This window comes from Exiguobacterium sp. LL15 (assembly GCF_024436095.1).
GTDB classification, from domain to species: domain Bacteria; phylum Bacillota; class Bacilli; order Exiguobacteriales; family Exiguobacteriaceae; genus Exiguobacterium_A; species Exiguobacterium_A indicum.
In genome coordinates this window covers 749,299-774,922 of the sequence record NZ_JANFNX010000001.1, presented here as the reverse complement: position 1 = coordinate 774,922, position 25,624 = coordinate 749,299, and the positions used below count along the sequence as shown (strand labels likewise).

The window sequence follows — 25,624 nt, the reverse complement described above, 5'->3', positions numbered from 1 at the left end:
GACATTCAACTAGAAAGGCGTGATTCCGATTAGACAAGAATTGGAAATCGAATTTAAGAACTTATTGTCTGAACAAGAATATCTATCGTTATTTACCCATTATGCGTCAGCTAAACAACCCATTTGGCAAGCAAATGATTATTTTGATACGCCAGATTTTGAACTTCGAAAAAAAGGTGCTGCATTACGGATTCGTGAGAAAAAACAAGGGCTCGTACTGACTTTAAAACAACCCCATGAGGAAGGGTTGCTTGAAACGCATGTCACGTTATCATCAACTGAAGCAGAAGATCTGTTCAAATACGGTCTAATTCATTCCGAAGAGATGAACGAACAGCTAAAGTCATTTGATTTACAGGGATCTTTGGAGCATTTAGGTCGATTAGAGACAGAACGAATCGAAACCGTGCTCCCGGAAGGATTGCTTGTCCTTGATAAAAGTCGCTATCTCGGACACACCGATTATGAGTTAGAGTTTGAGGTCAGTAACTTCGAACAAGGGCAAAAGGATTTCGAGCGACTTCTTTCAGAACATGACATTCCCCAGCGCAAAACAAAAAACAAAATCGTTCGCTTCATGGAGCGTAAAGCGCTTTCTTGATTTTTCGTGTAAGAATGAACAAGCAAAACCTTTGCTCTTTCTTTTTTTTCGTTGCTAAAATAGGGTAACGATAACAACAGGAAGGGGTGAACGGATGGAACACTCACAATGTAACGGATCTTATTGTTCATTGGACGAACCATCGATTCAACAACCGACGAAACCTCTGGAAATCTATCATTTTCTAGATGTGACACAAACGGATGGTTTACGGTTGATACCCGTCCTCAAGAAGCTAGAGCTAGAATATGGTCATCTGTTCCGTCTTCGGACGATTGCAACGATTCCATGTGCTCCATCACGATCTGCATGCGATATGTCACCACTCGTCATTCTAAAAGCAATTGAGCTTCAAGGAAAGACGTTTGGTATGCGATTCATGCGACGCCTTCGAATGCTTCATAACGTCGAAGGAGAAAGTGCTTATAGTCGCCCATCATTGATGCGGCTAGCAGAGGCATTAACGGAGTATGGTTTGGATTTAGAAGAGTTTCATCGTGATGTCTCGTCGGATACGATTCAGCAAATGCTCGAGAAAGAAACCGAACTAGTCACCGATTGGGATGTTCGGATTCTTCCAACACTCGCTTTTGTCGGAGACGAAGAAGCGATCAAAGCAGAAGGACCTTATGAGTATTTGGTGTATGTCTCGATCTTAAGTGAATTACTAGATCATACGATCGAGAAACAACCGAAGCCACCACTCGAACAATTCTTGAGACGGTATGAAACAGCAACAACGGCTGAAATCGCCTTTATTTATGATGCTCCTGAATCCCAGATTGAACACGAATTAAAAAAACTGGTCTTGCAACAAAAATGTGCTTCTCTATCGTACTGTGATGGAAAAGTATGGCGTCATTTAAAAGATTCGGCACACGCATGATAAAAACAATAAAAAGGACAGTGAAGCATGCTTCACTGTCCTTTTTTAGTATTTACTCATAGAATAAGAAAAAGTCCTTCATGACGAGAAGGACTTTTCTTTTGACCACTGGATGGGGGAAAAAGAGAATCGACTGGGGAATGTGACCCTCTTCACAATATAAGTATATCGTGGACTTCGCCTCTTTTCCACTCTTTGTTCACTTTGTCACAAAGATGTCACTCTGCTAACAAAGCTTCAAATTCATCTAAGACACGTTCAAATTGACGCAATGCTGCTTCAACTGGCGCTTTTGTTGTCATATCGACACCCGCAGCTTTTAATACTTCGATTGGATAATCACTTGATCCCGCTTTTAAGAAATTGTTAATGTATCGCTCTACAGCAGGTTGTCCTTCTTCTAGAATCTGATCCGTCAAAGCAGCGGCAGCAGAAATGCCCGTTGCATACTGATAGACATAATAATTGTAATAGAAGTGTGGAATCCGAGCCCATTCTAGACCGATTTCTTCATCCAATACAATTTCTTCTCCGAAGTATTTTTGATTCAACGCATAATACGTTGACGTTAAGAATTCCGGTGTCAGCGATTGGCCAAGACGAGCCGCATCATGAATTGCATGTTCGAACTCGGCGAACATCGTTTGTCGGAACAATGTTCCACGGAATGTTTCGAGTTGATTGTTTAATAAATAGAGTTTTTCTTTACGATCCGTTACTTTCTTCAATAGATAGTCGTTCAACAATGCTTCATTCGTCGTTGAGGCAACTTCTGCGACGAAGATTGAATAATCACCATATGGATATGGTTGAGACTTCCGCGTGTAATAACTATGGACAGAATGTCCGAATTCATGTGCGAGTGTAAAGAGGTTGTTGATGTTGTCTTGCCAGTTCATCAAAATGAACGGCTGTGTATCATAAGCACCAGAAGAGTAGGCTCCACTCCGTTTACCACGCGTCTCTCGGACATCAACCCAACGTTCAGACAATCCTTCTTCGAGGATGTGCTTATACTCTGTTCCAAGCGGTGCAAGTCCTTCAACCATCAATTGTTTCGCTTCCTCGTAAGAGACTTTCATCTCCACCTCAGAAACGAGCGGTGTGTACATATCATACACGTGTAGTTCATCAAGTCCAAGTACTCGCTTACGTAAAGCGACGTAACGATGGAGTAATGGTAAATGCTCATGTACCGCTTCAACTAATCCATCATAGACGGACTCAGGAATCGCATTACCATGTAAAGCTGCTGCGCGTGCCGATGGGAACTTCCGGACATCCGCATAGAAGTTGTCTTTCTTAACTGACCCAGCAAGTGTCGAAGCGAGCGTATTCGTGTATTTTGCATATGTTCCATACATCGCTTTAAATGCAGCTTCACGGACCGAACGATCAGATGACTCGAGGAATGTGATAAAGCGACCATGTGTCAACTCTGTCTCTTCTCCGTCTTCCCCTTTGATTTTCGGGAATGTCAGATCTGCATTGTTCAACATGCCGAACGTCGTACCGGATTGACCGAGTACTTCTCCTGCCTTTGCAAGAATCGCTTCTTCCGCTTCCGTCAGGACGTGTTCACGCTCTTGATTCAATTCATCAAATGCATGACGATACATCGCAAGATCTGGATTCTCATTAAGATACGTCTCAATCGTTGACTCAGGTACAGCTAACAATTCTGGTGTCATGAAAGCAAGTGTTGCTCCGATTTGCGACGCGAGCGTCCGAGCACGGTCATTCATAGCTTGGTAGAAGCTGTCTGCTGTATTTTCGTCATAACGCATGTGCGCGTATGTATAAAGCTTATAAAGGCGTCTTGAGACTTCGTCGCGTAACTGTAACCCTTCATAGAGTGTTTCTGCACTCTGTCCAAGACGACCCTTATACTCGACGAGTAATGGAAGCATCGCTTTCACCGATTCGAATTCTTCTTCCCACGCTTCGTTCGTTGCGTAAATCGACTCTAGATTCCATGTTTCTGTAACGTCAACATCTTGACGTGTTAATACTTCTGCCATTTCCCTCACTCCTTTAATTCAGTTATACCTGTTTTCTTTTCGACAAACAATCGAAGTGCTCCTGCTAAAACAGCTTATTCGCCTCCTCGATCCGTTCCATCCATTCTCTGACGAGAGCATCAATCAAATCTCTTTCAATCGATAGATTCAATTGGTAAAGCAGTTGATTTATGGCATGTTCTAGATGGATTGAAGTATATCTCCCTTTTAGCTTTAAAAAGACTGCGATTTGAAATTCAAAGGGATGGACAGGGAGAAATAATAGACGTGTGATCGGAAGAAACACAAATGAGGGAAGGTTTTGTAGATGGAGACCTGCTTGATACAGTGGGGTCTTGAGAATGCGTGGAGGTAATGAAGGATAAAAAGGACGTCTCCGATAGCGATGAACGATCCCTTGCCATCGAGCGATTGAAAATTTCCGAGGAAATGATGAAGGCTCTGTCGAGAGAAAATCAGATAACGAGAGCGATTGAACCGTGCAATAGACATGGTGTTTTGCAAAAGGAACTGGATGTCGAAATCTCCGGATTTGATTCTCGACGATCAGATCCAAATAATCATTTTGTAAAAATGCTTGTCGCATCCAACCCTGCAATCGCAACGTGACACCATGTGAAGGATGAAATCCGATCCACCGAACCGTTTGTTCTTGTTTCGCATCAAGTAAGGCTCGTCTAATCCATTCTTCTGCCGACATCGGAGAACGTTGAATCTCAATTCCAAGTTTCTGTTCTGGTATCCACAGGTCAAAACGTCTCTCTCCAGTCACCCATTCAATTTCGACTTGGATACCTGCATTTATTAAAGAATCGGCAATGCGCTTTTTCCAGGACATATGCACACTACTTTCTCCTGAACAAGCTGAGATATGTGCAAAATGTGGTCGTCGTCCTTGCCTGACGCGCAAGGGCTTCAGGCAATACGGACAACGTAAGGACATCGCTTTTAATTCATGGATGGGAAATCTGTGAATCATGATGCGTTTACCAGAAGCATCAATGGCTTCAAACATCTGAATCGTCCCCTTTTTCTAGAGTAACGGTGAGAATAAACGTGAAATCGATTCAATCAATCGACGGCGTAATGGACGCCGATGGAACATATCAGCATCAACTTGTGTCGAATGGCTAAAATCTTCATAAAAATCACGTGTTAGTTCATGGACAGAGTTCGTTCCATATAAGAAAGCATTCACTTCGAAATTCAAATGAAAACTACGTAAATCCATGTTCGCTGTCCCAATCGTTGCGATGGCGTCGTCCACAACGATGACTTTCGAGTGCATGAATCCTTTATTGTACTCGTAAATTTTCACACCAGCTCGTAGCAAGTCATCAAAATAAGAACGGCTCGCAAAAAATACGATTTTATGGTCTGGAAAGCTCGGTAGCAAAATACGGACATCAATCCCTGCCATAGCAGCTGTCTTCAGTGCTGTCATCAGATCTTCATCCGGTATCAAATACGGAGAAGCAATATAGACTGATTCACGCGCTTCCGTGATGAGCCCGAAGTAAAGTGATTTCATTGCCTCATGTGGCTCATCAGGACCGCTCGCAATGATTTGAACACCCCCTGTTGCTTCTTCAACGTACTCAAGTGGCTCCATGTAAAACGGTGTAAACAGCCGTTCACCTGTCATGTAATACCAGTCTTGGAGAAAAATCAGTTGGAGTTCAGAGACAGCCTCTCCCCTTACGAGAAGATGGGTATCACGCCAAAAACCAAAATGTTGATCGCGACCGATATACTCATCCCCAATGTTGATTCCGCCTGTAAATGCAACCGTTCCATCGATGACGACAATTTTCCGATGATTCCGGTAGTTCGATTTACTAGAAATAAACGGTAAGACGACAGGGAAAAACGCGCGAACCTCAACGCCAGCCGCCTGCATCTTCTTGAAATAATGCTTATCCGTCGAAAAACATCCGACGGCATCATAAAGAAAACGGACCTCGATTCCTTGCTCGGCCTTTTCAATCAACGCTTCCTGTAACTGAAGCGCAAGTTGATCATCCCGTACGATATAGTACTCCAAATGAATATGATGCTGTGCTTGACGAATCTCTTCTAAAAGAATCGGAAACTTTTCCTGACCATTCGTCAAGATTCTTGTATGTGTATTATACGAAATCGGAAGACGACTGATTGAATCGATAAGTGTCACAACTTTTCCATAACGCCCTTCTTGGAACACTGATTGGTGTACCCCTGCCTTAAACTGGGTACGATATTTAATGTAAGACTCCTCATCAAGCATTGCCTTCAGTCGAAACATTCGTTTTCGGCGGTAGTTCTGACCAAATGTGAAATACACGAATACGCCAACGACAGGCAATGCCATCATGACGAGTGCCCAGACGAGCGTTCGTTCTGGGTTTCGATTTTCGAGTAGAATGATGACGAACACGCTCATGACGACCAAAATGATGACGATGGACAGCCAACCTACCATGTAGACACTCCAATAGTAGGATAAAAAGGCAATCAAGCCGATGGTCAAGATGAGGGTCATGAGAAGTTGTACACGTCGTAGCATGAATCCCCCTCCTTTTATGTAAGTAGTACAAATCGTATTTAAACTGATGACAGAAAGGAAGCGTTTAAATGGGTACGTATATCATTACTGGTGCAACAAGTGGAATTGGTGAGGCAACTGCGCTTCAACTCATCCGGGAGGGACATACTGTCCTTGCGATTGGTCGTAATGAAGATAAAGGATCCTCGCTTGAATCAAATGGAGAAGGACGTTTATATTTCTTCCCTGTCGACTTAACTGATTCCTCTGCAATCGATGCGTTCTTTGAAGAAACACAAGAAGATTTCCCAGAAATCGATGGTATTTTCAACAATGCAGGTACTTTCGGTAAACCCGTTGCACCTGAACGTGTCTCCGATCAACAAAAAGAAGTATTCCAAGTGAACTATCACGCACCCGAACGAATCATCCAGCTCGCGACGAAACGCTTTTCAAAAGGTGCTTCCATCGTCAATAATAGCGCCATCGTAGGTCATGTTAAGTTTCCAGCAATGCTACTGCCTTACGCTTCGTCTAAAAGTGCTTTACTGACGCTAACAAAGACATACGCCGCCCGCTTCCATGGTAAGTACCGATTTAATGCGATTTGCCCGGGACCAGTCGATACAGCGCTCAGTCATGCGTTATATGGCGGGAAAGATAAATTTGACCTCGCAATGAAACATCACCTTCGAGGTGAGCCTGCACAACCTTCTGAAATCGCTGAGGTCGTTTGTTTCTTATTATCAAACAAAGCGAGTTACATCAACGGTCAAGCGCTCATCGTAGATGGAGGCTATACACTCACTTAATACCAGAACAAAAGGAGGTATCACGATATGTGATCCTCCTTTTCCTCGCACTTTTTCTGACCTTAGTTCGGAAAATGTTTCCGAATGAACGGAAAGACATCTGAAGCAATGATCTGTTTCCCGTATTCAGCTACAGGATGTATTGTTTGTTCGCTGAACTGGAGATACTCTGCGATTAAACTCATGACGTTTTCTTGCGCTTCTACGTTCACATCATCTTCGAAATGAACATGCAGTAAATAGAGCCCATCTTTTTGATAAAGCGCTGTTTCAAGTTCTGCGAATACAGGAGCATTCGCATATTGACTGAGCGCGATGATATGTTCGAAATCGCGAGTTTCAAATAAAACATCTTGGCTTAACTCTGTATCTTTATCTTCTGTCTCAGACATCGCTGATCGTAAAAGTGAATCGAGTTCGTCTTCATCGACTTGCTCGCCATCAACTGCATTTTTCGCGATCGTTACAGTGACTTCAAGACCTTTTTCAAATGCTTGCACTTGTATCCACAGTGGACCTTCGAAGGAGATGGACTCTTTTTCATTCGCTTCGTCCATCATCTGCCAGAATAACTGTTCTCCCCGTTCCCGGTTATACCAAATCTCATCTCGGGCAAAACCACGGCGTTCGATGTCGGTGTACGTGATGAAGAACTTGACCGTATTGTCATTGACGCGTTCGATTTTCAAACTGTCCACTCCTTTCTTCTCGTTCCTTATCTAGAATACGAACGAGGACATAACTTGGATTCATGGTTTTGAATCCGAAGGATATATTTCTATTCCTTTGTTATCTTTATTTTAACCTTTTTTATCGGTAACAAAAAGCACACTGCTCACGAAGCAGCGTGCTTTTTGAAATTACTCGTTGACAAGACGCTGCGCTTCCAAAAGTTGGAACGTACGCACCTTGCGAGGTAAGAATCGACGAATTTCATCCTCGTTGTATCCCACTTGAAGGCGTTTTTCATCAATCAAGATTGGGCGACGCAATAATCCCGGGTATTCTTGAATCAAATCGTATAGATGTTGCAACGATAAGTTTTCAACGGAAACATCGAGTTTCGAGAAGACTTTTGAACGTGTTGAGATAATCTCGTCCGTTCCATCTTCCGTCATACGAAGAATCTGTTTGATTTCATCGAGCGATAATGGTTCAGAAAAGATATTACGTTCTACGAACGGGATTTCATGTTCTTCAAGCCACGCGCGTGCTTTCCGACAAGAAGTACAACTTGGTGAAGTATAGAGTGTTACCATTGAAAAACATCCTCCCCCTGATTTAACATCATTCAACACCTATGTGAATAAGCAGATATTGATGATGGTTCTATTACTTGACAGTTTACATCTAATAAAGCAGAAAACCTAGCTTTTTTCTAAAGATGAAAGAACTTTTCGTAAAAAAGCTTGTTAAAGCCACCACGTGGCTTTAACAAGCTGGCGTGTGATCAAATGGCTGAGAAATCGTCTCTTTTGCTTTAGGAAGTTTCATTTCTTTCAGTTTTTTCTCTAAAATGTCCCGCAAAAGGCGCTTCTTCAGCTTTTTCTTCTTGTCACGTTCTTTCATATTCCGACACCCCATTCGGCCCGAAACAGAACTAACAACCATACGAAAGCGAATAAATCATCTTCTACACTAGTAAGTATACCACGTATCTCAAAAATCTATTCCTACTTTAAGCAATTAAATATGTGAGATTGTCGATTGATAAATGAAAAATAGTTGCAATTTCTTTCAAATTTCTGTAGAGTATATAGAAATATCAACGCTCAGAAAGGAGTTTTTCATTCATGGCATTAACACTCGTTACGATTCTCGATCATCCGATCGCTCAAAAATATTTATCTCGTTCTGGCTTGAATCATGCGATTTCAGTAGCGGAACGCGCACTGACACTCGCTACGAAACGTGGTTTAGATGCTGACACTGCTACGAAGGCAGCACTCTTACATGATATTGGTCATTACGAATGGTATACCGACGGCACTTGGAACTATGATTTATATCGCCAAAATGATATTCATGCCATTAAAGGAGCTGAACGTGCTCATAAACTATTGATTCGCCTTGGTGAAGAACCAGCACGCGCAAAAGAAATTGCTCTCGCTGTTCTTTTGCATACGGATTCCTATCTCCCACCAGGTGCGATCAACCGAACACCTCTTCAACAACTTGTTCATGATGCGGATACGCTGGAAGAACAGCCGGGCGGACTCCATCATTACGAAAAAATTGACTTTGAAGAAGCCATGCGTCGTCTTGATGCGATCGATTCAGTCGTCCACCGATTTGCTCATCTACCGCGTATCGCATCAGAAAATTAAAAAGGCATTTCCACGATCAACGTGGAAATGCCTTTTATTTTAAAAAATTATACGAGTTGCGCTTGATACGCTTCAAGTTCTGCATCCGTCATCGAAACGAAGTGACCTGGCTCGATTTCACGAAGTGGTGGAATGCTCGAATCTTCATCCGATTTACCAACCGGTCCACTCGTCGGACGATCAAAGATAATCCGTTTACGTGTCCGCTCGTGCTCTGGATCCGGAAGCGGAATCGCAGATAGAAGTGACTTCGTATACGCATGAACTGGATTCTCATACAGACGATCGGCATCACACAATTCAACGAGGTGACCCTGATACATAACACCGATCCGGTCTGAGATATACTTGACCATCGATAAATCGTGGGCGATGAACAAGTATGTCAAGCTGCGATCCCGTTGTAGTTTTTTCATCAAGTTGACGACTTGGGCTTGAATCGATACATCGAGTGCTGAAATCGGCTCATCCGCAATGATGAAGTCCGGCTCTACAGCAAGTGCGCGTGCGATCCCAATCCGCTGACGCTGACCACCTGAGAACTCATGCGGGTAACGACTCGCGTGTTCTTTCGTTAAACCAACAGTCTCAAGTAAATCATACACACGGTTATTACGCTCCTCTTTCGAGTTCGCTAAGCCATGGATATCGATACCTTCAGCGATGATATCACCGACTGTCATACGTGGATTTAAAGAGGCATATGGATCTTGGAAGATCATTTGCATCGCACGGTTAAACTTCAGTTTCTCTTTACGCGATTTTTTCGCGTGTACGTTTTCACCTTTGAACATGACTTCGCCGTCTGTCGCATCATACAAGCCGATGATCGAACGACCAGTTGTCGATTTACCGCAGCCTGACTCCCCTACAAGACCGAGCACTTCTCCTTCATAGATATCAAACGAGAGACCATCGACTGCTTTAACGACACGACCGCGACCAATATTAAAGTGTTGTTTTAAGTTTTTTACTTCAAGTAGTTTCTTACGGTTTTCCATTACTTCAGACCGCCTTTCAGAAGCGATTTTGAGAACACGCTGTCCGGACGGTATTTTAATGCCAAGTCACGGATTGCTGCAGGTGGTTCAACATAAGGTGCTTGTGGATGGAGCAACCACGTCGCCGCTTCGTGTGTATCTGAGATTTTGAAGAAAGGTGGTTCTTTCTCGAAATCAATCTTCATCGCGTATTTATTACGCGGTGCAAACGCATCACCTACTGGTGGGTGCATCAAGTTCGGTGGCGTTCCAGGAATTGCTGGAAGATCTTGCGAACGGTCATCAGATGGACGTGGCATCGAACCAAGTAGTCCCCATGTGTATGGATGACGTGGCTCATAGAAGATCTCATCTACCGTTCCTTTTTCAATCAATTTACCAGCATACATGACGGCTACACGGTCAGCCATGTTCGCTACGACACCTAAATCGTGTGTAATGAAGATAATCGCTGTACCCGTTTTTTGCTGGATGTCTTTCAATAACTCAAGAATCTGAGCTTGAATCGTAACATCGAGTGCAGTTGTCGGCTCATCCGCAATCAATACTTTCGGGTTACAAGCAAGTGCGATCGCGATGACAATCCGTTGACGCATCCCACCTGATAATTGGTGTGGGTATTGTTTCAGACGCGCTTCTGGGTTTGGAATCCCTACGAGTGTCAAAAGTTCGAGTGTACGTTTCTTCGCTGCGTCACCCGTTAAACCTTGGTGACGTTTTAAGCCTTCAGCGATTTGTTTATAGATTGTCATCGTCGGGTTAAGTGATGTCATTGGATCCTGGAAGATCATTGCGATATCACGACCACGGACTTTTTGCATCTCTTTATCGGAAAGCTTAACTAAGTCACGACCTTCGAATAAAATCTCGCCTTTCGTGATTTCACCCGGTGGGTTTGGAATCAAACGCATGATTGCTTTTGAAGTAACTGACTTACCAGAACCAGACTCACCAACGATTGCGAGTGTCTCGCCTTTTTTCAAATCAAACGATACACCGCGGACGGCTTGAACCGTCCCGGCATACGTATGGAAAGCGACATTCAGGTCGCGAACAGATAAAATAGTTTCCATTGTGAATGAGCTCCTCTCTAGTTTCCGTTAGCGTCGTAAACGTGGGTCGAACGCATCACGTAATCCATCTGCCAACATGTTGAAGCTGATCATGAGGAGTACGATGACCGTCGATGGAACAACGAGCAAGTAAGGGAACGTTTTGAGTTCTTTATACCCTTCGTTGATCAAAGTACCAAGTGACGGTTGTGGTGGTGCAAGTCCTAAACCGATGAAGCTTAAGAATGCTTCAAAGAAAATTGCACTTGGAATCGTGAACATGAGTGAGATGATGATCGTTCCCAAGGTATTTGGAATCAAGTGTTTGAAGATCAACCGTGTGCTAGAAGCACCAAGTGTCCGTGCTGCAAGAACGAACTCTTGGTTCTTTAGTTTCAAAATTTGACCACGAACAAGTCGGCTCATCCCGATCCAGCCGGTAATCGTCATCGCAAGGATGATCGTCGTAATCCCTGGTTCAAGAATTAAGATGAACAAGATAATTAAGATCAAGTTCGGTACACCTGTCAAAATTTCAGCAATCCGTTGCATGATGTTATCGACACGTCCACCATAATAAGCAGAGATACCACCGTATGTGACACCTACGAGAACGTCAATGACTGCTGCCATTAAACCGATGAATAAGGAAATCTTTGTGCCTTCCCAGACACGTGACCAAAGATCACGACCAAGGTGATCCGTACCAAACCAGAAGTTCTCTGTCACCTGTTTTTGTTTATAAAAATCAATCGGTGTTTCACCAAGTGTTGCCATACCATCAAAACCAGCCCACTCTAACCCTGAAACTTTAGGCGGAAGTTTAGCCTGTGTGATTGTTTGGGTATAAGGATCATTACCAGAAAGTGAAGAACCCACTAGTGACATGATCGCGATGATGATGATGACCGCTAACGATAGGATCGCCGCTTTGTTCTTACGCAAACGCATCCATGCATCTTGCCAGAAGTTTAAACTTTTACCAGCAAGGCGTTCTCCCGCCTGTTCATTGAACTCAACGTGTTGGAACAGTGACGAATCAAACTGTTCTGATTTTGCATTTGAATTTTGTTCAGCCATTATTTGTTACCCCCCAAACGAATCCGTGGATCAACGACACCGTACAGTAAATCGACGATTAAGATCATGAGAATGAAGACTGCCGAGAAGAATAACGTCGTTCCCATGATAACCGTGTAGTCATTTTGTGTGATCGATGATACGAATAACTCACCCAGTCCTGGTACCGCAAAGATTTTTTCAATAACAAGCGTACCTGTGATTAGCGCAGCTGTCATCGGTCCAAGAATCGTGATTGCCGGAATCAAAGCATTCCGAACCATGTGTTTCCAAGTAATCGCTTGACCATCTAGGCCTTTTGCTTTAGCTAACGTGACGTAATCCTGACCTGTAACTTCCAACATCTCTGTACGGACGAATCGAGCAATCGAGGCCGTGACCCCAAGTGATAACGATATGGTCGGTAAAATAGTATGCGCCGGGCTTTCCCAGAACGCGACTGGCAAAACGCCCCATTTCACGCCGACATAGTACTGAAGGAGTGAGGCGAATACGAAGGAAGGTACTGAGATCCCGATAACCGATACGAACATCGCACCATAATCAATCACTGTGTTGTGACGAAGCGCCGCGATAACACCAAGTACAAGCCCTAGTAGGACGCCAAGAATCAACGCTTGAACTCCAAGTTGAGCCGATGGTCCAATTCGTTCAGAGATCAGATCCGTTACCGGACGGCTATCATACTTAAATGAAATACCAAGATCTCCTTGGAACAAGTTGACCATGTACGCTGCGTAGCGTTGCGGAAGTGGATCATTCAAGTTGTACTTATCCCGAAGGATGTTCAACTGTTCAGGAGAAAGTTTCTCCTGGTTTTGGAACGGTGAACCTGGTAGCAGATCCATCAAGAAAAAAGTGAACGAAGCGATGAGTAAAAACGTCATTACGCCGTAGATCAGGCGTTGAGCTAAATAACGGCCCATAAGATGGCACCCCCTATAAAGATTTTCTGTTTTTTTCGAAACATCAATAAAATCAGTATGACCCACAATTGTCGGAACATTCAAGAATTTTGTCATAAAAATTTAAAAATTCTTTTTTTATTGTGCTTTGATTTGATGTTCGTTTGGATGTTTTTCTAATTTCATCCAATAGTCAGAATTTTTCGTTTGATTCCATTATACTTTGCTAACAAAGTAATTAGAACTACTTTTTTACGAAACTTTCACATTTTCGTAAAAAATGAGTTTCCATTCAGAAAAAGTAGTATAAAACAGGAGCGTACCCGAACTGATCAGGGGACGCTCCCATTCTCGATTACTTAATGTCAACGTATTTGTATTGGAAATCTGCTCCGAACAATTGACGGTTGAAATCTTTGACCGTCGGACGGCTTAAATATGCAGAACCAGCTTGATAAATTGGAGCAATCGCTTGATCTTTTTCGATCAATTGTGCTTCCGCTTGTTTAAAGAGATCAAGACGTTTTGTTAAATCTGACTCTTCATTCGCTGCATTCAACAATTTATCATAAGCAGAGGATTTATACTTGACGTCGTTTTGGCTGTTTGTTGATTCAAAGATCGAGAGGTTAGACATTGGATCTTGGTAGTCTGGACCCCAAAGTGAGTAAGAGATTTGATAATCTCCTTTTGCTTCAAGATCGAGTTTATTCTTAAACGGCTGTTGCTTGATGGCAACTGTGACGTTTGGAAGATTCTTCTCGATTTGACCTTTCATATACTCACCGATTTTTTTCGCATCTTCACTATCGAATGAGAGCAATTCAATCGTCGTCTTTTTGTTACCATTTGCTTTTTTCCAAAGATCTGCTGCTTCTTTAGCATCACGATCGAACCAGTTGATGTCGCTTGTATAGTCTTTTCCTGATGCATCTTTGACAAATTCTTTTGGAATGAAGCTTGTTGTTGGAATCGATCCGTTCGCAAGAAGCGTATCCGTGATTCCTTTTGGATCGATCGCACGAGCGATGGCTTTACGTGCATTCACGTCCTTCATCGTTGCATCTTCGTTGTTGAATTTCAAATAAGCAATCGAAGAGCGAAGAGCTGTTTTGAATTCCGGCTTCGATTTATAAGCTTCAACTTGCTCTGAAGTCAGACCTGCATAATCAATCTCATTTGAATCATAAAGATTCGCTACTGTTGACGTATCCTTAACGACACTGATCGTAACTTCATCAAGTTTGACGGCATCTTTATCCCAGTAGTTGTCGTTCTTTTTCAGAACACGTTTTGAATCCGTTTTCCACGATTCCCAAACGAAAGGACCGTTATAAAGCAATTTATCTGGTTTAAGTGAGAAGTCTTTTTCATTCTTTTTGTAGAAATCTTCGCTAATTGGCGTGTACGTACCGAAAGATGTCAATGAGAGGAAGTAAGGAGCCGGACGCTCAAGTTTTACTTCTAACGTTTTGTCATCGATTGCTTTAACACCGAGTTCGTCGACAGATTTTTTACCTTTTGTCACATCAGAGCCGTTTTTTAACGTGTCAAAGATGTAAGAATAACCAGAACCTGTTTTCGGATCAGCTGCACGCTTCCATGCAAATTCAAAGTCTTGTGCTTTGACCGGCGTACCGTCAGACCATTTCGAATCACGAAGTGTGAACGTATACGTTAAATTGTCACTTGAAATATCTGTTTTTTCTGCAAGTGCTGGAATCGCTTTTCCGTCTTTGTCTAAACGATAAAGACCTTCCATCGTGTTCCCGATCATGTTGAACGCGACAGCATCCGTAGCTTTCGCTGGGTCAACTGTCGTGATATCCGATGTATCCGTCAAACGTAAATTTTTCTTTCCGTCTGTCGAACCTGAATCACTGTCTCCTCCACCTGTCGAACATCCAGCAAGCACAGCGCTTCCTGCAAGCATGACGGATAAAGCAAGACCGACTGTTTTTTTCTTCATCGGTAAGTCATCTCCTTTTCAATTTCCAAGTTGCCATAATGCCTATGACATCAATAACGTCCCGTCGAAACTGCAATGTATTCCCCAAAATCCATTGACCTAGTTTCAAAAACCTAAACGAAGTGATAAATTGATTTTATGTGAGAATAGCATTAACGTCAAGTAAATAGTCACACTATTTGCTATTTTGCATCATTCGTCTGTTACTGATTCGTAACAGGATTAAAAGTTTCGTATACTAAGAGTATCAATGCAATAAAGGGGGATTTTTCATGCGATCGACCTATTTCCGACCGGTCATCACTGCGGTCATTCTGGTGTTACTTTATACGATATGGGCGACTATCATCGATTCGACGCACGGTATTATATACCATCTATCCGGTGGGTTGTTCATTGGAGGCTTTTTGCTGATGGCAATCGGATTCTTTTCCAACATGTCGGCTAACGGCTTCTTCCGTGGCATGACAGCTGGATTTAAAAAACAACGGGAAGCAAAGCTTCGAGAGATTGATGGCGATTACTACGAAGATGATGACGAAGAGGAAGAAGTCCTCCGTAAAAAGCAAAATCGGGCTTCTGCGCGAACAAAACCTTATGTATCTAGCGGTGTCATCTTCATTATCGTATCGCTGATCATCTCTTACTTTTAATCGAAATCACCGTGACGTGTCTTCTATCGTATGGTAAACTTAAATGAATTAAACAAGAAAACACGACGACAAAGAGTAGTAACTTAGGTACATCCCTTTCAGAGAGTCCATGGTGCTGAAAATGGACAGGTGATGCCTACGTGAATGGACTTTCGAGTGGCTGACTTGAATCAAGTAGAGTCAGATGGGGTTGCCCATTACAGCAAATTGAGCGGCTATGCGAATAGCAACTTGGGTGGCAACGCGATGATTCGTCCCTTGATTTTCAAGGGACGTTTTTTATTTTGATTTTATTATTTGGAGGGATTTCACTATGAAAACGATTTTCTCAGGTATCAAACCAACAGGAACAGTGACACTCGGAAATTACTTAGGTGCCATGAAACACTTCGTTAACTTACAGGACGGGCATGATGCGTATTATTGCGTCGTTGATTTACATTCGATCACGGTCGATATCGATCGTGTCGAACTGATGAACAATACACGTGCACTCGCTGCACTTTACATCGCAAGTGGTCTGAATCCAGAAAAATCAACGATCTTCGTTCAATCGGAAGTCAAAGCGCATGCGCAACTCGGCTGGATGTTGACGTGTCTCTCCGGGATGGGTGAGCTCGAGCGTATGACACAGTATAAAGATAAATCTCAAGGAAAAGACCGGATTGGTGCAGGTCTGTTTGTTTATCCCACACTCATGGCAGCCGATATCCTACTCTATGATGCGGAACTCGTTCCGGTCGGGGATGATCAAAAACAACACATTGAGTTAACGCGCGACCTAGCTCAGCGTTTCAATAGTCGTTACTATGAGACGTTCACATTACCAGAACCAATCATAGCTGAGTCAGGAGCTCGGATCATGAGCCTGACGACGCCAGACAAAAAGATGTCAAAATCTGATCAGAATCCGAAAGGCTTCATCTCGATGCTTGACGCACCAGACGTCATTCGTAAAAAAGTAAAATCAGCCGTCACGGACTCGGAAGGTATCGTCAAATTCGATCGAGAGAACAAACCAGGTGTGTCGAATTTACTTGAGATCTACTCCCTACTCGCTGGCATCTCGATTCCAGATCTCGAAACTAAATACGAAGGTTCGAACTACGGAACATTTAAAGCAGATGTCGCCGAAGCAATCATTTCGGAACTTGAACCGATTCAACAACGCTACTATGAATTGATTGATTCGGAAGAACTCGATCAGATTCTTGATGCTGGGCGTGACCGTGCTGAAGCCGTTGCCGCTAAAAAACTCGCGAAAATCGAGAAGGCAATGGGCTTACAGCGGAAGCGTGCCAAAGTAAAAAAATAAGTTTTTCTCCAAAAGAGATCGGAATGCTCCGGTCTTTTTTGATATTTCCAAACAAAAAACTACTTCCGGATGAAATCGGAAGTAGTTTTTATTTTGCTTATTTTCCTTCGATCGAAGCCCATTTGTAAGAGAAGTCTGCGCCGAAGTTATGCTCGACGACTCCTTTGACGTATGGTTTAACGAGGAATGCACGTCCACGCTGATAAACAGGTGAGATCGCTGCAGAATCAAGAAGGATTTTCTCAGCTTCTTGCAATTCAGACCAACGTTTTGCTGCATCTGTTTGTGTTTGTGCGTCTTTGATGAGTTTATCGTACTCTTCATTTGACCATTTACCACGGTTGTATGGTCCGCCAGTGACGAAGAGATCGAGGAACGTCATTGGATCTTGATAGTCAGGACCCCAGCCCGCTACTGAGAACTCGAAATCGCCTTTGTTCTCAAGATCAAGTTTGTTTTTGAACGGTTGTTGCTTGATCGTAACCTTCATACCTGGAAGGTTTTTCTCAAGCTCGCCTTTCAAGAACTCACCAATTTTCTTCGAATCATCGCTATCATAGTTCAAGAGTTCAAGATCAACCGATTTTTGACCGATTTCTTTTAAGCCCTCTTCCCAGAGTTTTTTCGCTTCGTCTGCATTGTATTCGTTGAATGTTGGATACTTGTCACGGAAGTCTTTTCCGTCAGCGTCTTTCGCGAAATCTTTTGGTACAAGATAGTTTGCTGGAAGTGATCCGTTTGCAAGGATAACATCCGTGATTCCTTTTTTGTTGTAACCCATATCGATGGCGCGACGGATTTTTTCGTTATCAAGTGCTTTTACCTTTGTGTTGAGGTAAAGGTAGAAGATTGTTGATTCACCTTTTGTTTTAAACTCTTTATTGTCTTTGTACTGAGCAACAAACTCAGAAGTTAGACCTGTACGATCGATGTCACCTTTTTCGTAAAGGTTAACACCTGTCGCTGTCTCTTTAACGACCTTAACGTTGATCGTTTTAAGTTTGACCGCATCTTTATCCCAGTAGTTATCGTTTTTAACCATTTTCCAGCCTTGCTCACGTGTCCACTCTGTTAATTTGAATGGTCCGTTATAGAGCGACTTATCTGCAGTCGAACCGAAGTCTTTCCCGATTTTCTTCGAAAGTTCTTCTGATTTCGGCATGAATGGTCCGAATCCAGTGAGACCGAGGAAGTAATCTGCAGGTGCTTTTAACTTAACTTCGAGCGTTTTGTCATCGACTGCTTTAACACCGACAGCATCACGATCGCCTTTTTTCGTGTTGTACTCTTCTGCACCTTCGATATTGTAGAAGACATATGCATACTGTGAAGCGTTCTCAGGATTTAGAACTTCTTTCCATGCATATTCGAAATCTTTTGCCGTAAGTGGTGTACCATCAGACCATTTCGCATCACGTAATTTGAACGTGTACGTCAACTTGTCGTCCGATACTTTGTGGCTTTCAGCAATACCTGGTGTTGGTTGCTGCTTGTCATCAAGACGGTACAGACCTTCCATCGTGTTATTCAACACGTTGAATGAGACCGAGTCCGTCGAAGTCGTCGGGTTCAGTGTAGGAATATCAGCTGATTCAATCAAGTTAAGCGTTTGTTCACTTGATTTTTTGCTTGAACCTGTGTCGCCCGATTTGTCGCCTGAATCCGTTGTCGAACAAGCTGCGAGGAACGCACTTGATACGAGAGCTACAGATGTAGCTAGAGCAAAGCTTTTCTTCTTCATGTTACGATGACCCCCCTAAAATTCTAAAAGCATGATACTGTCAGGTTTTTGACCGAAAAAAAAAGAATTACTATATTCGAATCAAACCCTTCGTTACAAATAGTTTACAATGTTCTGATAATTTTGCAAACCTTTTATCCGATTTTTCTAAATATTTTTTCAAAAAAGACTGGGACCACACGCAAAAATAGTCCCAGTTAAATAATTATTTTAGAATTTTCATCGATCGAAGTAGGTATTCTGGTCCATAGATGGGGACTTCAATTCCTTGAATCGTATCAGAAACATATAATTTTTCAGTCGTCTGATACAAAGGAACGATGACAGCATCTTGTTTAATTAAACGTTTTTCCGCTTGATGATACAGTGCTTGTTTTTTCTTTACATCTTGCGCCTGTCGTGCTTTTTCAATCGTCTGATCATACGTGTCGGATTGATAGTTTACGGAATTTAACGGATTATCCGAAACGAACTGATTCAAATACGCAAGTGGACCTGGATAATCTGGCATCCAACCTGTAAGTGTCATCGCATATTGTGCTGATTGTTCTTTATTTATTTTCTCTTCAATCGCAACGGGTTTAAGGACGATATCAATATCAGGCAACTGTTTCTCAAGATACGTCTCGAGCTGTTTCCCGATCCGTTTTGCCTGTGGATCATCAAAATTAAGCATCTCGATTCGTTGTTTCTTCTGTTGTTTACCATTTTCTTTTTTTACTTGTACCGGTTCTGTCATTAATACATTCGTATCTGTGACAACGAATCGATTCGTCGGAATGCCTGCATATCCTAAAGGAAGTTGAACGGACTCTTTTTCCATCAAGGCGTAAGCAATTCGTTGTCGGAGTGTTTTTTCGCGGAAGGCTTCATTTTTTTGATTAAATGCGATATAAAAGACACCGCTCCGCTTTTTTTGATAGGTTGGTCGAGAGACTTGATCTTCTTGTGTCTCGACACTCTCTTGTAACGGAAGAATCGCTGCTTTACTGTTCTCATACGTACTCCATTGCGTCTGATGATCAAAGATGATGCGACTTTTCACTTTCTCGACCGTGACAACATTTTGTTGATGATACTGGTTGTTTTTCTTAAGCGTGTATCCGTTTTTCGACATCTGTTCTAGTGTAAACGGACCATTACCCGTGAGCTCCTGCCACTTCTTAGATTCCGGTTGGGGATAAAAGACGGACATCGCGAGTAATTCTTTTAGATTCGAAACCGGCTGATTCAGCGTGATGACAAGTTGATCGCGTCCTTTCGCCTTTACACCTAAACGCTCTGGCTTCATTTTTCCGTCGTTGACGGCACGTCCATTTTCAAACACTTCAAATAAAAAACCATAAGGAGAATTCGTTTTATTAGCTGCTACACGTCGGAAACTATCGACAAAGTCTTGTGCCGTGATCGACTGACCCTGCGCATTTTTCGTTTGTTTGAGTTGAATCGTATACGTCAGACGATCCTTTGAGACTGACATATCCTGTGCTAATCCTCTACGGACGGATGTCCCAGAAGTAAAGACATATAATCCTTCATACAGTTGTGCTAACAGTGTCTGAGAACGGCTATCCGTCGCTAACGCAATATCGGATGTTTTCGGGAGTGATGATTCAATTAATTCAACCTTCACTGCTTGGGTCTCCTGATCTGTTTTCGTCTTTTGAGATGATAGACGATATATGAGCGTACCACTGAGACCAATCAATAAAAATAGGATCAGTATCAGGATTGATGTTTTTCTTGTGATGTTAGTCATAAACGACTCCTTTCTGCGTCAAACACGCATTTCTCTATTGAATCAGAAAATCAGCAAAAAAGCGACCCCCTCGTTTTTCCAAGGGAATCGCTTAAGCTTAAGCTTCGTAACGTTTGAAGACGAGTGATGCGTTGTGTCCACCGAACCCGAGCGAGTTGCTCAGGGCGTAATTCAATTCGACGCTCCGTGCACCTTCCGTCACGTAATCAAGATCACAACCTTCACTTGGCTGTTTGAGATGAATCGTTGGGTGAACGGTTTGTTCTTGTAGCGATTTAATCGTCGCAATCGCCTCGACCCCACCTGCGCCACCAAGCAAGTGACCAATCATCGATTTCGTCGAATTGACGACGAGTTGTTTTGCCTGTTCACCGAAGACACTGTGGATCGCTTTCGTTTCAAGAATGTCGTTCATCGGTGTACTCGTTCCGTGTGCATTGATATATCCGACTGCTCCTGGTGCGATACCTGCATCTTGGATTGCCATTGCCATCGCACGTGCTCCACCGTCTCCATCTGGATCTGGAGCTGTGATGTGGTAGGCGTCAGCTGTTAATCCATACCCACTGACTTCGGCATAGATTTTTGCGCCACGTGCTACCGCATGCTCGTACTCTTCAAGAATCAAGATGCCTGCTCCTTCTCCCATGACGAATCCATCACGTCCTTCGTCAAACGGACGGCTTGCTGTCTCAGGATCGTGATTCGTTGACATCGCTTTGTTGGAACAAAAACCAGCAAACGCTAAGTTCGTGATTGGTGCTTCCGCTCCACCAGCGATCATGACATCTGCATCGCCCCGTTCGATGACACGAAGTGCTTCCCCGATCGCATTCGTTCCTGAAGCACATGCTGTGACAGAACAGTTATTCGGCCCCTTGGCTCCGGTATAGATCGATACCTGACCGCTTGCCATGTTCGGAATCATCATCGGAATGAAGAACGGGCTGACACGACGGTGTCCGCGCTCGAAGTAAATTTTTGCTTGTTTCTCGATTGTCTCCACGCCACCAATCCCTGATCCAATCCAGACACCTGCACGTTCAGCAATCGACTTGATATCAATTCCAGCATCTTTTACAGCTTCCATGCTTGCGACAAGTGAGTAATGAACGAAGCGGTCCATCTTGCGTGCTTCTTTCGCCTCGATGAATTCTGTCACGTCGAAGTTCTGCAATTCGCCAGTGACCTTTGTTGGATATTCATCGATATCGAGACGCTCCATCGGTCGAATCCCGTTCGTTCCTTCTTTTAATGCTTCCCAGAATGTATTAGCATCGTTCCCGATTGGTGTCAGTGCTCCGATTCCTGTGACTACAACGCGTTTTCTCATCATCTTATGTGTTCTCTCCTTTAGTCCAAGTAATGTATGCTGCTCCCCAAGTCAATCCGGCACCGAATCCAGCAAGTACGAGCTTCGTACCAGGTGTCAAGCGTCCTTGTTGACGTGCTTCTTCGAGCGCGAGTGGGATTGAAGCAGCCGAAGTATTCGCATGCTCATCGATGGTGACGATGACTTTCTCTTGCGGTATATGCAGTCGTTCGCACGCTGCATCGATAATTCGTAGGTTTGCCTGATGCGGAATCAAGATATCAATGTCTTCGAGTGTGCTATCCGCTTTTTGAATGACTTTTTCAACGATTTCCGGTAATTTGCGAACAGCGAACTTAAAGACTTCACGACCATTCATCTCGATTGGTCCATCGATGTCCTTAAATAACAAATGTGCTCCGCGTCCATCTGTTCCAAGCTCAAAGGCATTAAGACCCTCTTGCTCAGTTGATCCGATGACGACTGCCCCTGCACCGTCTCCAAATAAGATGGCAGTTGACCGGTCTGACCAGTCGACGATACTCGACATTTTTTCAGCACCGATGACGAGCGCATGTTTTCCTTCGACTGTTGCTAACATGCTAGCAGCTGTTTGTAATGCAAAGATGAAACCACTACATGCCGCACTAATATCGAATGCAGTCGCTCCGCGTGCTCCAAGACGCTCTTGAACGATACAGGCAGTAGACGGAAATGCTCGTCCTGTTGCCGTTCCGACGACGATCAACCCGATGTCCTCTACTGTCAATCCAGCATCATCAAGCGCTTTCTGAGCAGCTTCTGTCGCTAAGTCAGTGACATCCACATCATCGGCTGCAATCCGTCGTGCCCCGATTCCTGTCCGTGTCCGAATCCATTCATCGCTCGTATCGAGCGTCGTTGCTAATTCATCGTTCGTCACGCGGCGTGACGGCAAAGACGTTCCTAATCCTACAATCCCGATCTTCATAAGGCATCCCCTTTTGTTATTAGTATCTGGTACTAATATAAAGCGTTAATATGCTTTTGTCAAAGAAAAAAGGAAGAGCATGGTCTCCCGTGCCCTTCCCCATACCTCATTCTGCTAACGTCCGTACGACTTCCATGACCATTTTAGCGGAATTGATTGACGCAATCTCGAGGAATTCATCAAACGAGAGTGACGCTTCTTCATTGGCGCTATCTGAAATCGACCGCGTTACGACGAACGGAACACCGAACTGATGACAGACTTGTGCGATTGGTGCTGCTTCCATCTCGACGGCTGCGATTTCTGGGAAGTGCGCCTTGATTTGAGCAGAGCGCTCTGAATCGTGGATGAATGAATCGCCTGTCGCAATTAATCCATGAACGACGCGAATCGCATCCATCCGCTCGATGACGGCTTCTGCCGTTGCAACAAGCTTCGGATCTGCTTGATAGGCAGCTGGCATTCCAGGTACCTGACCATATTCGTATCCAAATGCCGTCACGTCGACGTCGTGGTGACGTACTTCTGTTGAGACGACGACATCCCCGACCGTTAAGCCTTCCTTGAATCCACCTGCTGAGCCCGTATTGATGACAGCACTTGGTTTGTAGTGGTCTAGCAATAATGTCGTCCCGATCGCAGCGTTCACTTTCCCGATTCCTGACTTCAAGATGACGACAGGAACGCTATTTAAAAGCCCTTCATAAAAATGATAGTTTGCGATGACTGTATCTTTACGTTCTGATAACTCATTACGCAATAAGTTGACTTCCTCTTCCATTGCGCCGATGATTGCGATTGGCATAATTCATTCCTCCATCAAACAGAAAGCCGGATTGCTCCGGCTCCTGTGTTCTTTATTTGATCGATGTAATTTTTACTGCGTATTCGCCGCCTGGTGCTGGTACAGAGACTTGATCTCCGACTTGGTGCCCCATTAAACTTTTCGCGATTGGTGATTCGTTCGAGATTTTACCCGTGAACGGATCTGCTTCGGCACTACCGACGATCGTATACGTATCTTCTTCGTTATCTTCGACACTTAAGAAAGTGACCGTCGTTCCGATACCGACGACCGAGATATCCTTCTCTTCTTCTGAGATGATGGCAACATTACGAAGCATCTCTTCAAGTTGAGCGATCCGGCCTTCGACCATCGCTTGCTCTTCTTTTGCTGAATCGTACTCAGCGTTCTCTGAAAGGTCACCGAACGAACGGGCGATCTTGATGTTCTCGACGACTTCTTTCCGGCGGACTGACTTCAATTCATTCAATTCATTTTCAATGTTCGCTTTACCTTCAAGCGTCATGTAGTATTGCTTTTCTGCCATTTTTGTCACGCTCCTTTTTATTCCACTAGTATAGTATATTCACATCTTTTTTGGAATCAATATCCTCTTTGATCGAGTGCTGAACGATAATCAAGAATCGCTCGAATCTTCGTCACGAGTAAATCGATCGCGACATGATTCTCGCCGCCTTCCGGTACGATGATGTCCGCATACCGTTTTGTTGGTTCACAGAACTGCAGATGCATCGGACGAACGACGTTCGTGTACTGCTCAACGACTGAGTCGATCGAGCGTCCACGTTCGTTAATATCACGTTGCATCCGACGCAAAATGCGAACGTCCGCATCCGTATCGACGAACACCTTGATATCCATTAGTTCCCGTAACCGTTCGTCTTCAAGCGCTAAAATTCCTTCTACGATGATGACATCGCGTGGTTCGAGACGAATCGTTTCTTGTGCCCGCGTGTGGGCGACATAGTCATATACCGGTTTTTCAACGGCAATGTTTTCACGGAGCGACTGAATGTGCTCAATCAACAGACCATTATCAAAAGCGAACGGGTGATCATAGTTTGTCTGATACCGCTCCTCCATTGATAAATCACTTTGATCTTTATAATACGCGTCCTGCTCAATCATGACGATTGATTCACTTGGGAACGCATCGACGAGTGAACGTGCCACCGTCGTCTTCCCTGAACCCGTTCCGCCCGCTACGCCAATTACTACCGGTTTTTGCATGTCATTCGTTCCTCCATCATTTCGACTTTTTCCGACTGACGGATACACCGTCACCGAGCGGAAAAATCGTCGTATCGTATTGTTCTTGTTCCATCATCCAGACCGTGAATTCCTTGACGAGACGTACGAGTCGACGTCTTCTTCGATCGAATGTCTTCGGATCAGACTCGAGGACATCTCCGTGTAAGAAGAGATTATCCGTATAGAGTACGCCGCCTTCAGGAATGAGTCGCCCATATCCTGCAAAGAATTTTTTATACTGTCCTTTAGCGGCATCAATGAAGACCGCATCGAACTGGTCTTCAAGCGTTTCGGCTAATTCTACTGCATCACCAAAAATGATGTCAATCCGGTCCGCCACATCTGACCGGGCGATGAAGGTTTTTGCTTCTTCATACCGCTTTGCATTTCGTTCAATCGTCGTAATGCGCGCATCCGGTAGCGCACGCGCCATCCGAATCGCACTATATCCGATTGCGGTTCCGACTTCTAAAATGCGCTTCGGTTGTTGTAATCGCAGGAGCGATAACAAGACTTCGGAACCTGTCAGTTCGATGATTGGTATATGATGTTCTTCCGCATAACGCTCCATTTCTTCTAACAGAGCATCTCGAGGATGAATCATTGATTCGACATAGGTCGTGAAATCATTCACGCCATT

Annotated in this window: 25 protein-coding genes and 1 other annotated feature; of the genes, 6 read left to right on the top strand and 19 right to left on the bottom strand. The window is 43.8% G+C overall.

Translation table 11 applies throughout. The annotated features are described in order from the left end of the window. The first annotated feature begins 19 nt into the window (after positions 1–19). Both NOM72_RS03735 and NOM72_RS03730 read left to right on the top strand, forming a co-directional pair. Entirely contained in the window at positions 20–601 is a 582-nt protein-coding gene (locus NOM72_RS03735) for a CYTH domain-containing protein (RefSeq protein WP_235515916.1), read from the top strand. Between the two features lie 94 nt (positions 602–695). Further along, on the top strand, positions 696–1,487 hold the full coding sequence (locus NOM72_RS03730) for a DsbA family protein (protein ID WP_023468885.1): 792 nt from the start codon (positions 696–698) through the stop codon (positions 1,485–1,487). A gap of 218 nt (positions 1,488–1,705) precedes the next feature. On the opposite strand, the gene pepF is transcribed toward NOM72_RS03730, so the two are convergent. The 3 genes from pepF to cls form a co-directional block, all read right to left on the bottom strand. Next, the gene (pepF, locus tag NOM72_RS03725) at positions 1,706–3,508 is read right to left on the bottom strand and encodes an oligoendopeptidase F (RefSeq protein WP_023468886.1); all 1,803 of its coding nucleotides are present in this window, start codon (positions 3,506–3,508) and stop codon (positions 1,706–1,708) included. A 64-nt stretch (positions 3,509–3,572) separates the two neighbouring features. Beyond that, on the bottom strand, positions 3,573–4,523 hold the full coding sequence (locus tag NOM72_RS03720) for a competence protein CoiA family protein (RefSeq protein ID WP_055968684.1): 951 nt from the start codon (positions 4,521–4,523) through the stop codon (positions 3,573–3,575). A gap of 18 nt (positions 4,524–4,541) precedes the next feature. Then, entirely contained in the window at positions 4,542–6,053 is a 1,512-nt protein-coding gene (gene cls, locus NOM72_RS03715) for a cardiolipin synthase (protein ID WP_023468887.1), read from the bottom strand. 68 nt (positions 6,054–6,121) lie between these two features. Between cls and NOM72_RS03710 the strand changes: the two genes are divergently transcribed. Next, positions 6,122–6,844 carry an SDR family NAD(P)-dependent oxidoreductase gene (locus tag NOM72_RS03710; protein ID WP_023468888.1) on the top strand — a complete coding sequence of 241 codons (723 nt, stop codon included), beginning with the start codon at positions 6,122–6,124 and terminating at the stop codon, positions 6,842–6,844. Between the two features lie 62 nt (positions 6,845–6,906). Here the strand turns inward: NOM72_RS03710 and mecA are convergent, their stop codons facing one another. The 3 genes from mecA to NOM72_RS03695 all read right to left on the bottom strand — a co-directional run bounded on the left by mecA (position 6,907) and on the right by NOM72_RS03695 (position 8,413). Next, entirely contained in the window at positions 6,907–7,542 is a 636-nt protein-coding gene (gene mecA / locus NOM72_RS03705; RefSeq protein ID WP_369815310.1) for an adaptor protein MecA, read from the bottom strand. Positions 7,543–7,704: 162 nt separating this feature from the next. Beyond that, positions 7,705–8,103 (bottom strand): transcriptional regulator SpxA, encoded by a 399-nt coding sequence (gene spxA, locus NOM72_RS03700; protein WP_012370920.1) that lies wholly within the window; start codon positions 8,101–8,103, stop codon positions 7,705–7,707. Positions 8,104–8,275: 172 nt separating this feature from the next. Next, on the bottom strand, positions 8,276–8,413 hold the full coding sequence (locus tag NOM72_RS03695) for a hypothetical protein (RefSeq protein ID WP_023468890.1): 138 nt from the start codon (positions 8,411–8,413) through the stop codon (positions 8,276–8,278). A gap of 224 nt (positions 8,414–8,637) precedes the next feature. On the opposite strand from NOM72_RS03695, the gene NOM72_RS03690 reads away from it, so the two are divergent. Next, positions 8,638–9,171, top strand: coding sequence for an HD domain-containing protein (locus NOM72_RS03690; RefSeq protein ID WP_023468891.1), 534 nt, complete (start codon positions 8,638–8,640; stop codon positions 9,169–9,171). Between the two features lie 47 nt (positions 9,172–9,218). Here NOM72_RS03690 and NOM72_RS03685 read toward each other — a convergent pair whose 3' ends face one another. The 5 genes from NOM72_RS03685 to NOM72_RS03665 form a co-directional block, all read right to left on the bottom strand. Continuing rightward, complete coding sequence (locus tag NOM72_RS03685) at positions 9,219–10,172, bottom strand: ABC transporter ATP-binding protein (RefSeq protein WP_023468892.1); 954 nt, start codon at positions 10,170–10,172, stop codon at positions 9,219–9,221. Further along, complete coding sequence (locus NOM72_RS03680) at positions 10,172–11,245, bottom strand: ABC transporter ATP-binding protein (protein WP_023468893.1); 1,074 nt, start codon at positions 11,243–11,245, stop codon at positions 10,172–10,174. Before NOM72_RS03680 ends, NOM72_RS03685 begins: the two co-directional genes overlap by 1 nt. Before the next feature lie 27 nt (positions 11,246–11,272). After that, positions 11,273–12,304, bottom strand: a complete 1,032-nt coding sequence (opp3C, locus tag NOM72_RS03675) for an oligopeptide ABC transporter permease (RefSeq protein ID WP_023468894.1) — start codon at positions 12,302–12,304, stop codon at positions 11,273–11,275. Next, positions 12,304–13,230 carry an oligopeptide ABC transporter permease gene (gene opp3b, locus NOM72_RS03670; protein WP_023468895.1) on the bottom strand — a complete coding sequence of 309 codons (927 nt, stop codon included), beginning with the start codon at positions 13,228–13,230 and terminating at the stop codon, positions 12,304–12,306. The genes opp3C and opp3b overlap by 1 nt, the downstream gene beginning before the upstream one ends. A gap of 334 nt (positions 13,231–13,564) precedes the next feature. After that, positions 13,565–15,178: a peptide ABC transporter substrate-binding protein gene (locus NOM72_RS03665; protein ID WP_023468896.1), complete on the bottom strand. Its 1,614-nt coding sequence runs from the start codon at positions 15,176–15,178 to the stop codon at positions 13,565–13,567. A 272-nt stretch (positions 15,179–15,450) separates the two neighbouring features. Here NOM72_RS03665 and NOM72_RS03660 point away from each other — a divergent pair, with 272 nt between their 5' ends. Together NOM72_RS03660 and trpS are read left to right on the top strand one after the other, a co-directional pair. Continuing rightward, positions 15,451–15,831, top strand: coding sequence for a DUF3899 domain-containing protein (locus NOM72_RS03660; RefSeq protein ID WP_035396667.1), 381 nt, complete (start codon positions 15,451–15,453; stop codon positions 15,829–15,831). A 56-nt stretch (positions 15,832–15,887) separates the two neighbouring features. Continuing rightward, positions 15,888–16,093: a binding site (T-box leader), on the top strand. A 51-nt stretch (positions 16,094–16,144) separates the two neighbouring features. Continuing rightward, positions 16,145–17,146 carry a tryptophan--tRNA ligase gene (gene trpS / locus NOM72_RS03655; RefSeq protein ID WP_029342196.1) on the top strand — a complete coding sequence of 334 codons (1,002 nt, stop codon included), beginning with the start codon at positions 16,145–16,147 and terminating at the stop codon, positions 17,144–17,146. 97 nt (positions 17,147–17,243) lie between these two features. Here the strand turns inward: trpS and NOM72_RS03650 are convergent, their stop codons facing one another. The 8 genes from NOM72_RS03650 to NOM72_RS03615 form a co-directional block, all read right to left on the bottom strand. Next, on the bottom strand, positions 17,244–18,887 hold the full coding sequence (locus NOM72_RS03650; protein WP_023468899.1) for a peptide ABC transporter substrate-binding protein: 1,644 nt from the start codon (positions 18,885–18,887) through the stop codon (positions 17,244–17,246). A gap of 205 nt (positions 18,888–19,092) precedes the next feature. Beyond that, on the bottom strand, positions 19,093–20,520 hold the full coding sequence (locus NOM72_RS03645; RefSeq protein ID WP_255997836.1) for a peptide ABC transporter substrate-binding protein: 1,428 nt from the start codon (positions 20,518–20,520) through the stop codon (positions 19,093–19,095). A gap of 223 nt (positions 20,521–20,743) precedes the next feature. Then, positions 20,744–21,982, bottom strand: a complete 1,239-nt coding sequence (gene fabF / locus NOM72_RS03640; RefSeq protein ID WP_023468901.1) for a beta-ketoacyl-ACP synthase II — start codon at positions 21,980–21,982, stop codon at positions 20,744–20,746. 1 nt (position 21,983) lies between these two features. Next, complete coding sequence (locus NOM72_RS03635) at positions 21,984–22,928, bottom strand: beta-ketoacyl-ACP synthase III (protein ID WP_023468902.1); 945 nt, start codon at positions 22,926–22,928, stop codon at positions 21,984–21,986. A 106-nt stretch (positions 22,929–23,034) separates the two neighbouring features. Beyond that, on the bottom strand, positions 23,035–23,733 hold the full coding sequence (gene mtnN / locus NOM72_RS03630; protein WP_255997834.1) for a 5'-methylthioadenosine/S-adenosylhomocysteine nucleosidase: 699 nt from the start codon (positions 23,731–23,733) through the stop codon (positions 23,035–23,037). Positions 23,734–23,785: 52 nt separating this feature from the next. After that, positions 23,786–24,259 carry a transcription elongation factor GreA gene (greA, locus tag NOM72_RS03625; RefSeq protein ID WP_029342224.1) on the bottom strand — a complete coding sequence of 158 codons (474 nt, stop codon included), beginning with the start codon at positions 24,257–24,259 and terminating at the stop codon, positions 23,786–23,788. Positions 24,260–24,315: 56 nt separating this feature from the next. After that, positions 24,316–24,963 (bottom strand): uridine kinase, encoded by a 648-nt coding sequence (gene udk / locus NOM72_RS03620; RefSeq protein WP_023468905.1) that lies wholly within the window; start codon positions 24,961–24,963, stop codon positions 24,316–24,318. A gap of 16 nt (positions 24,964–24,979) precedes the next feature. Further along, a complete protein-coding gene (locus tag NOM72_RS03615) occupies positions 24,980–25,618 on the bottom strand; it encodes an O-methyltransferase (RefSeq protein WP_023468906.1) in 639 nt (212 codons plus the stop codon). Positions 25,619–25,624 lie beyond the last annotated feature (6 nt).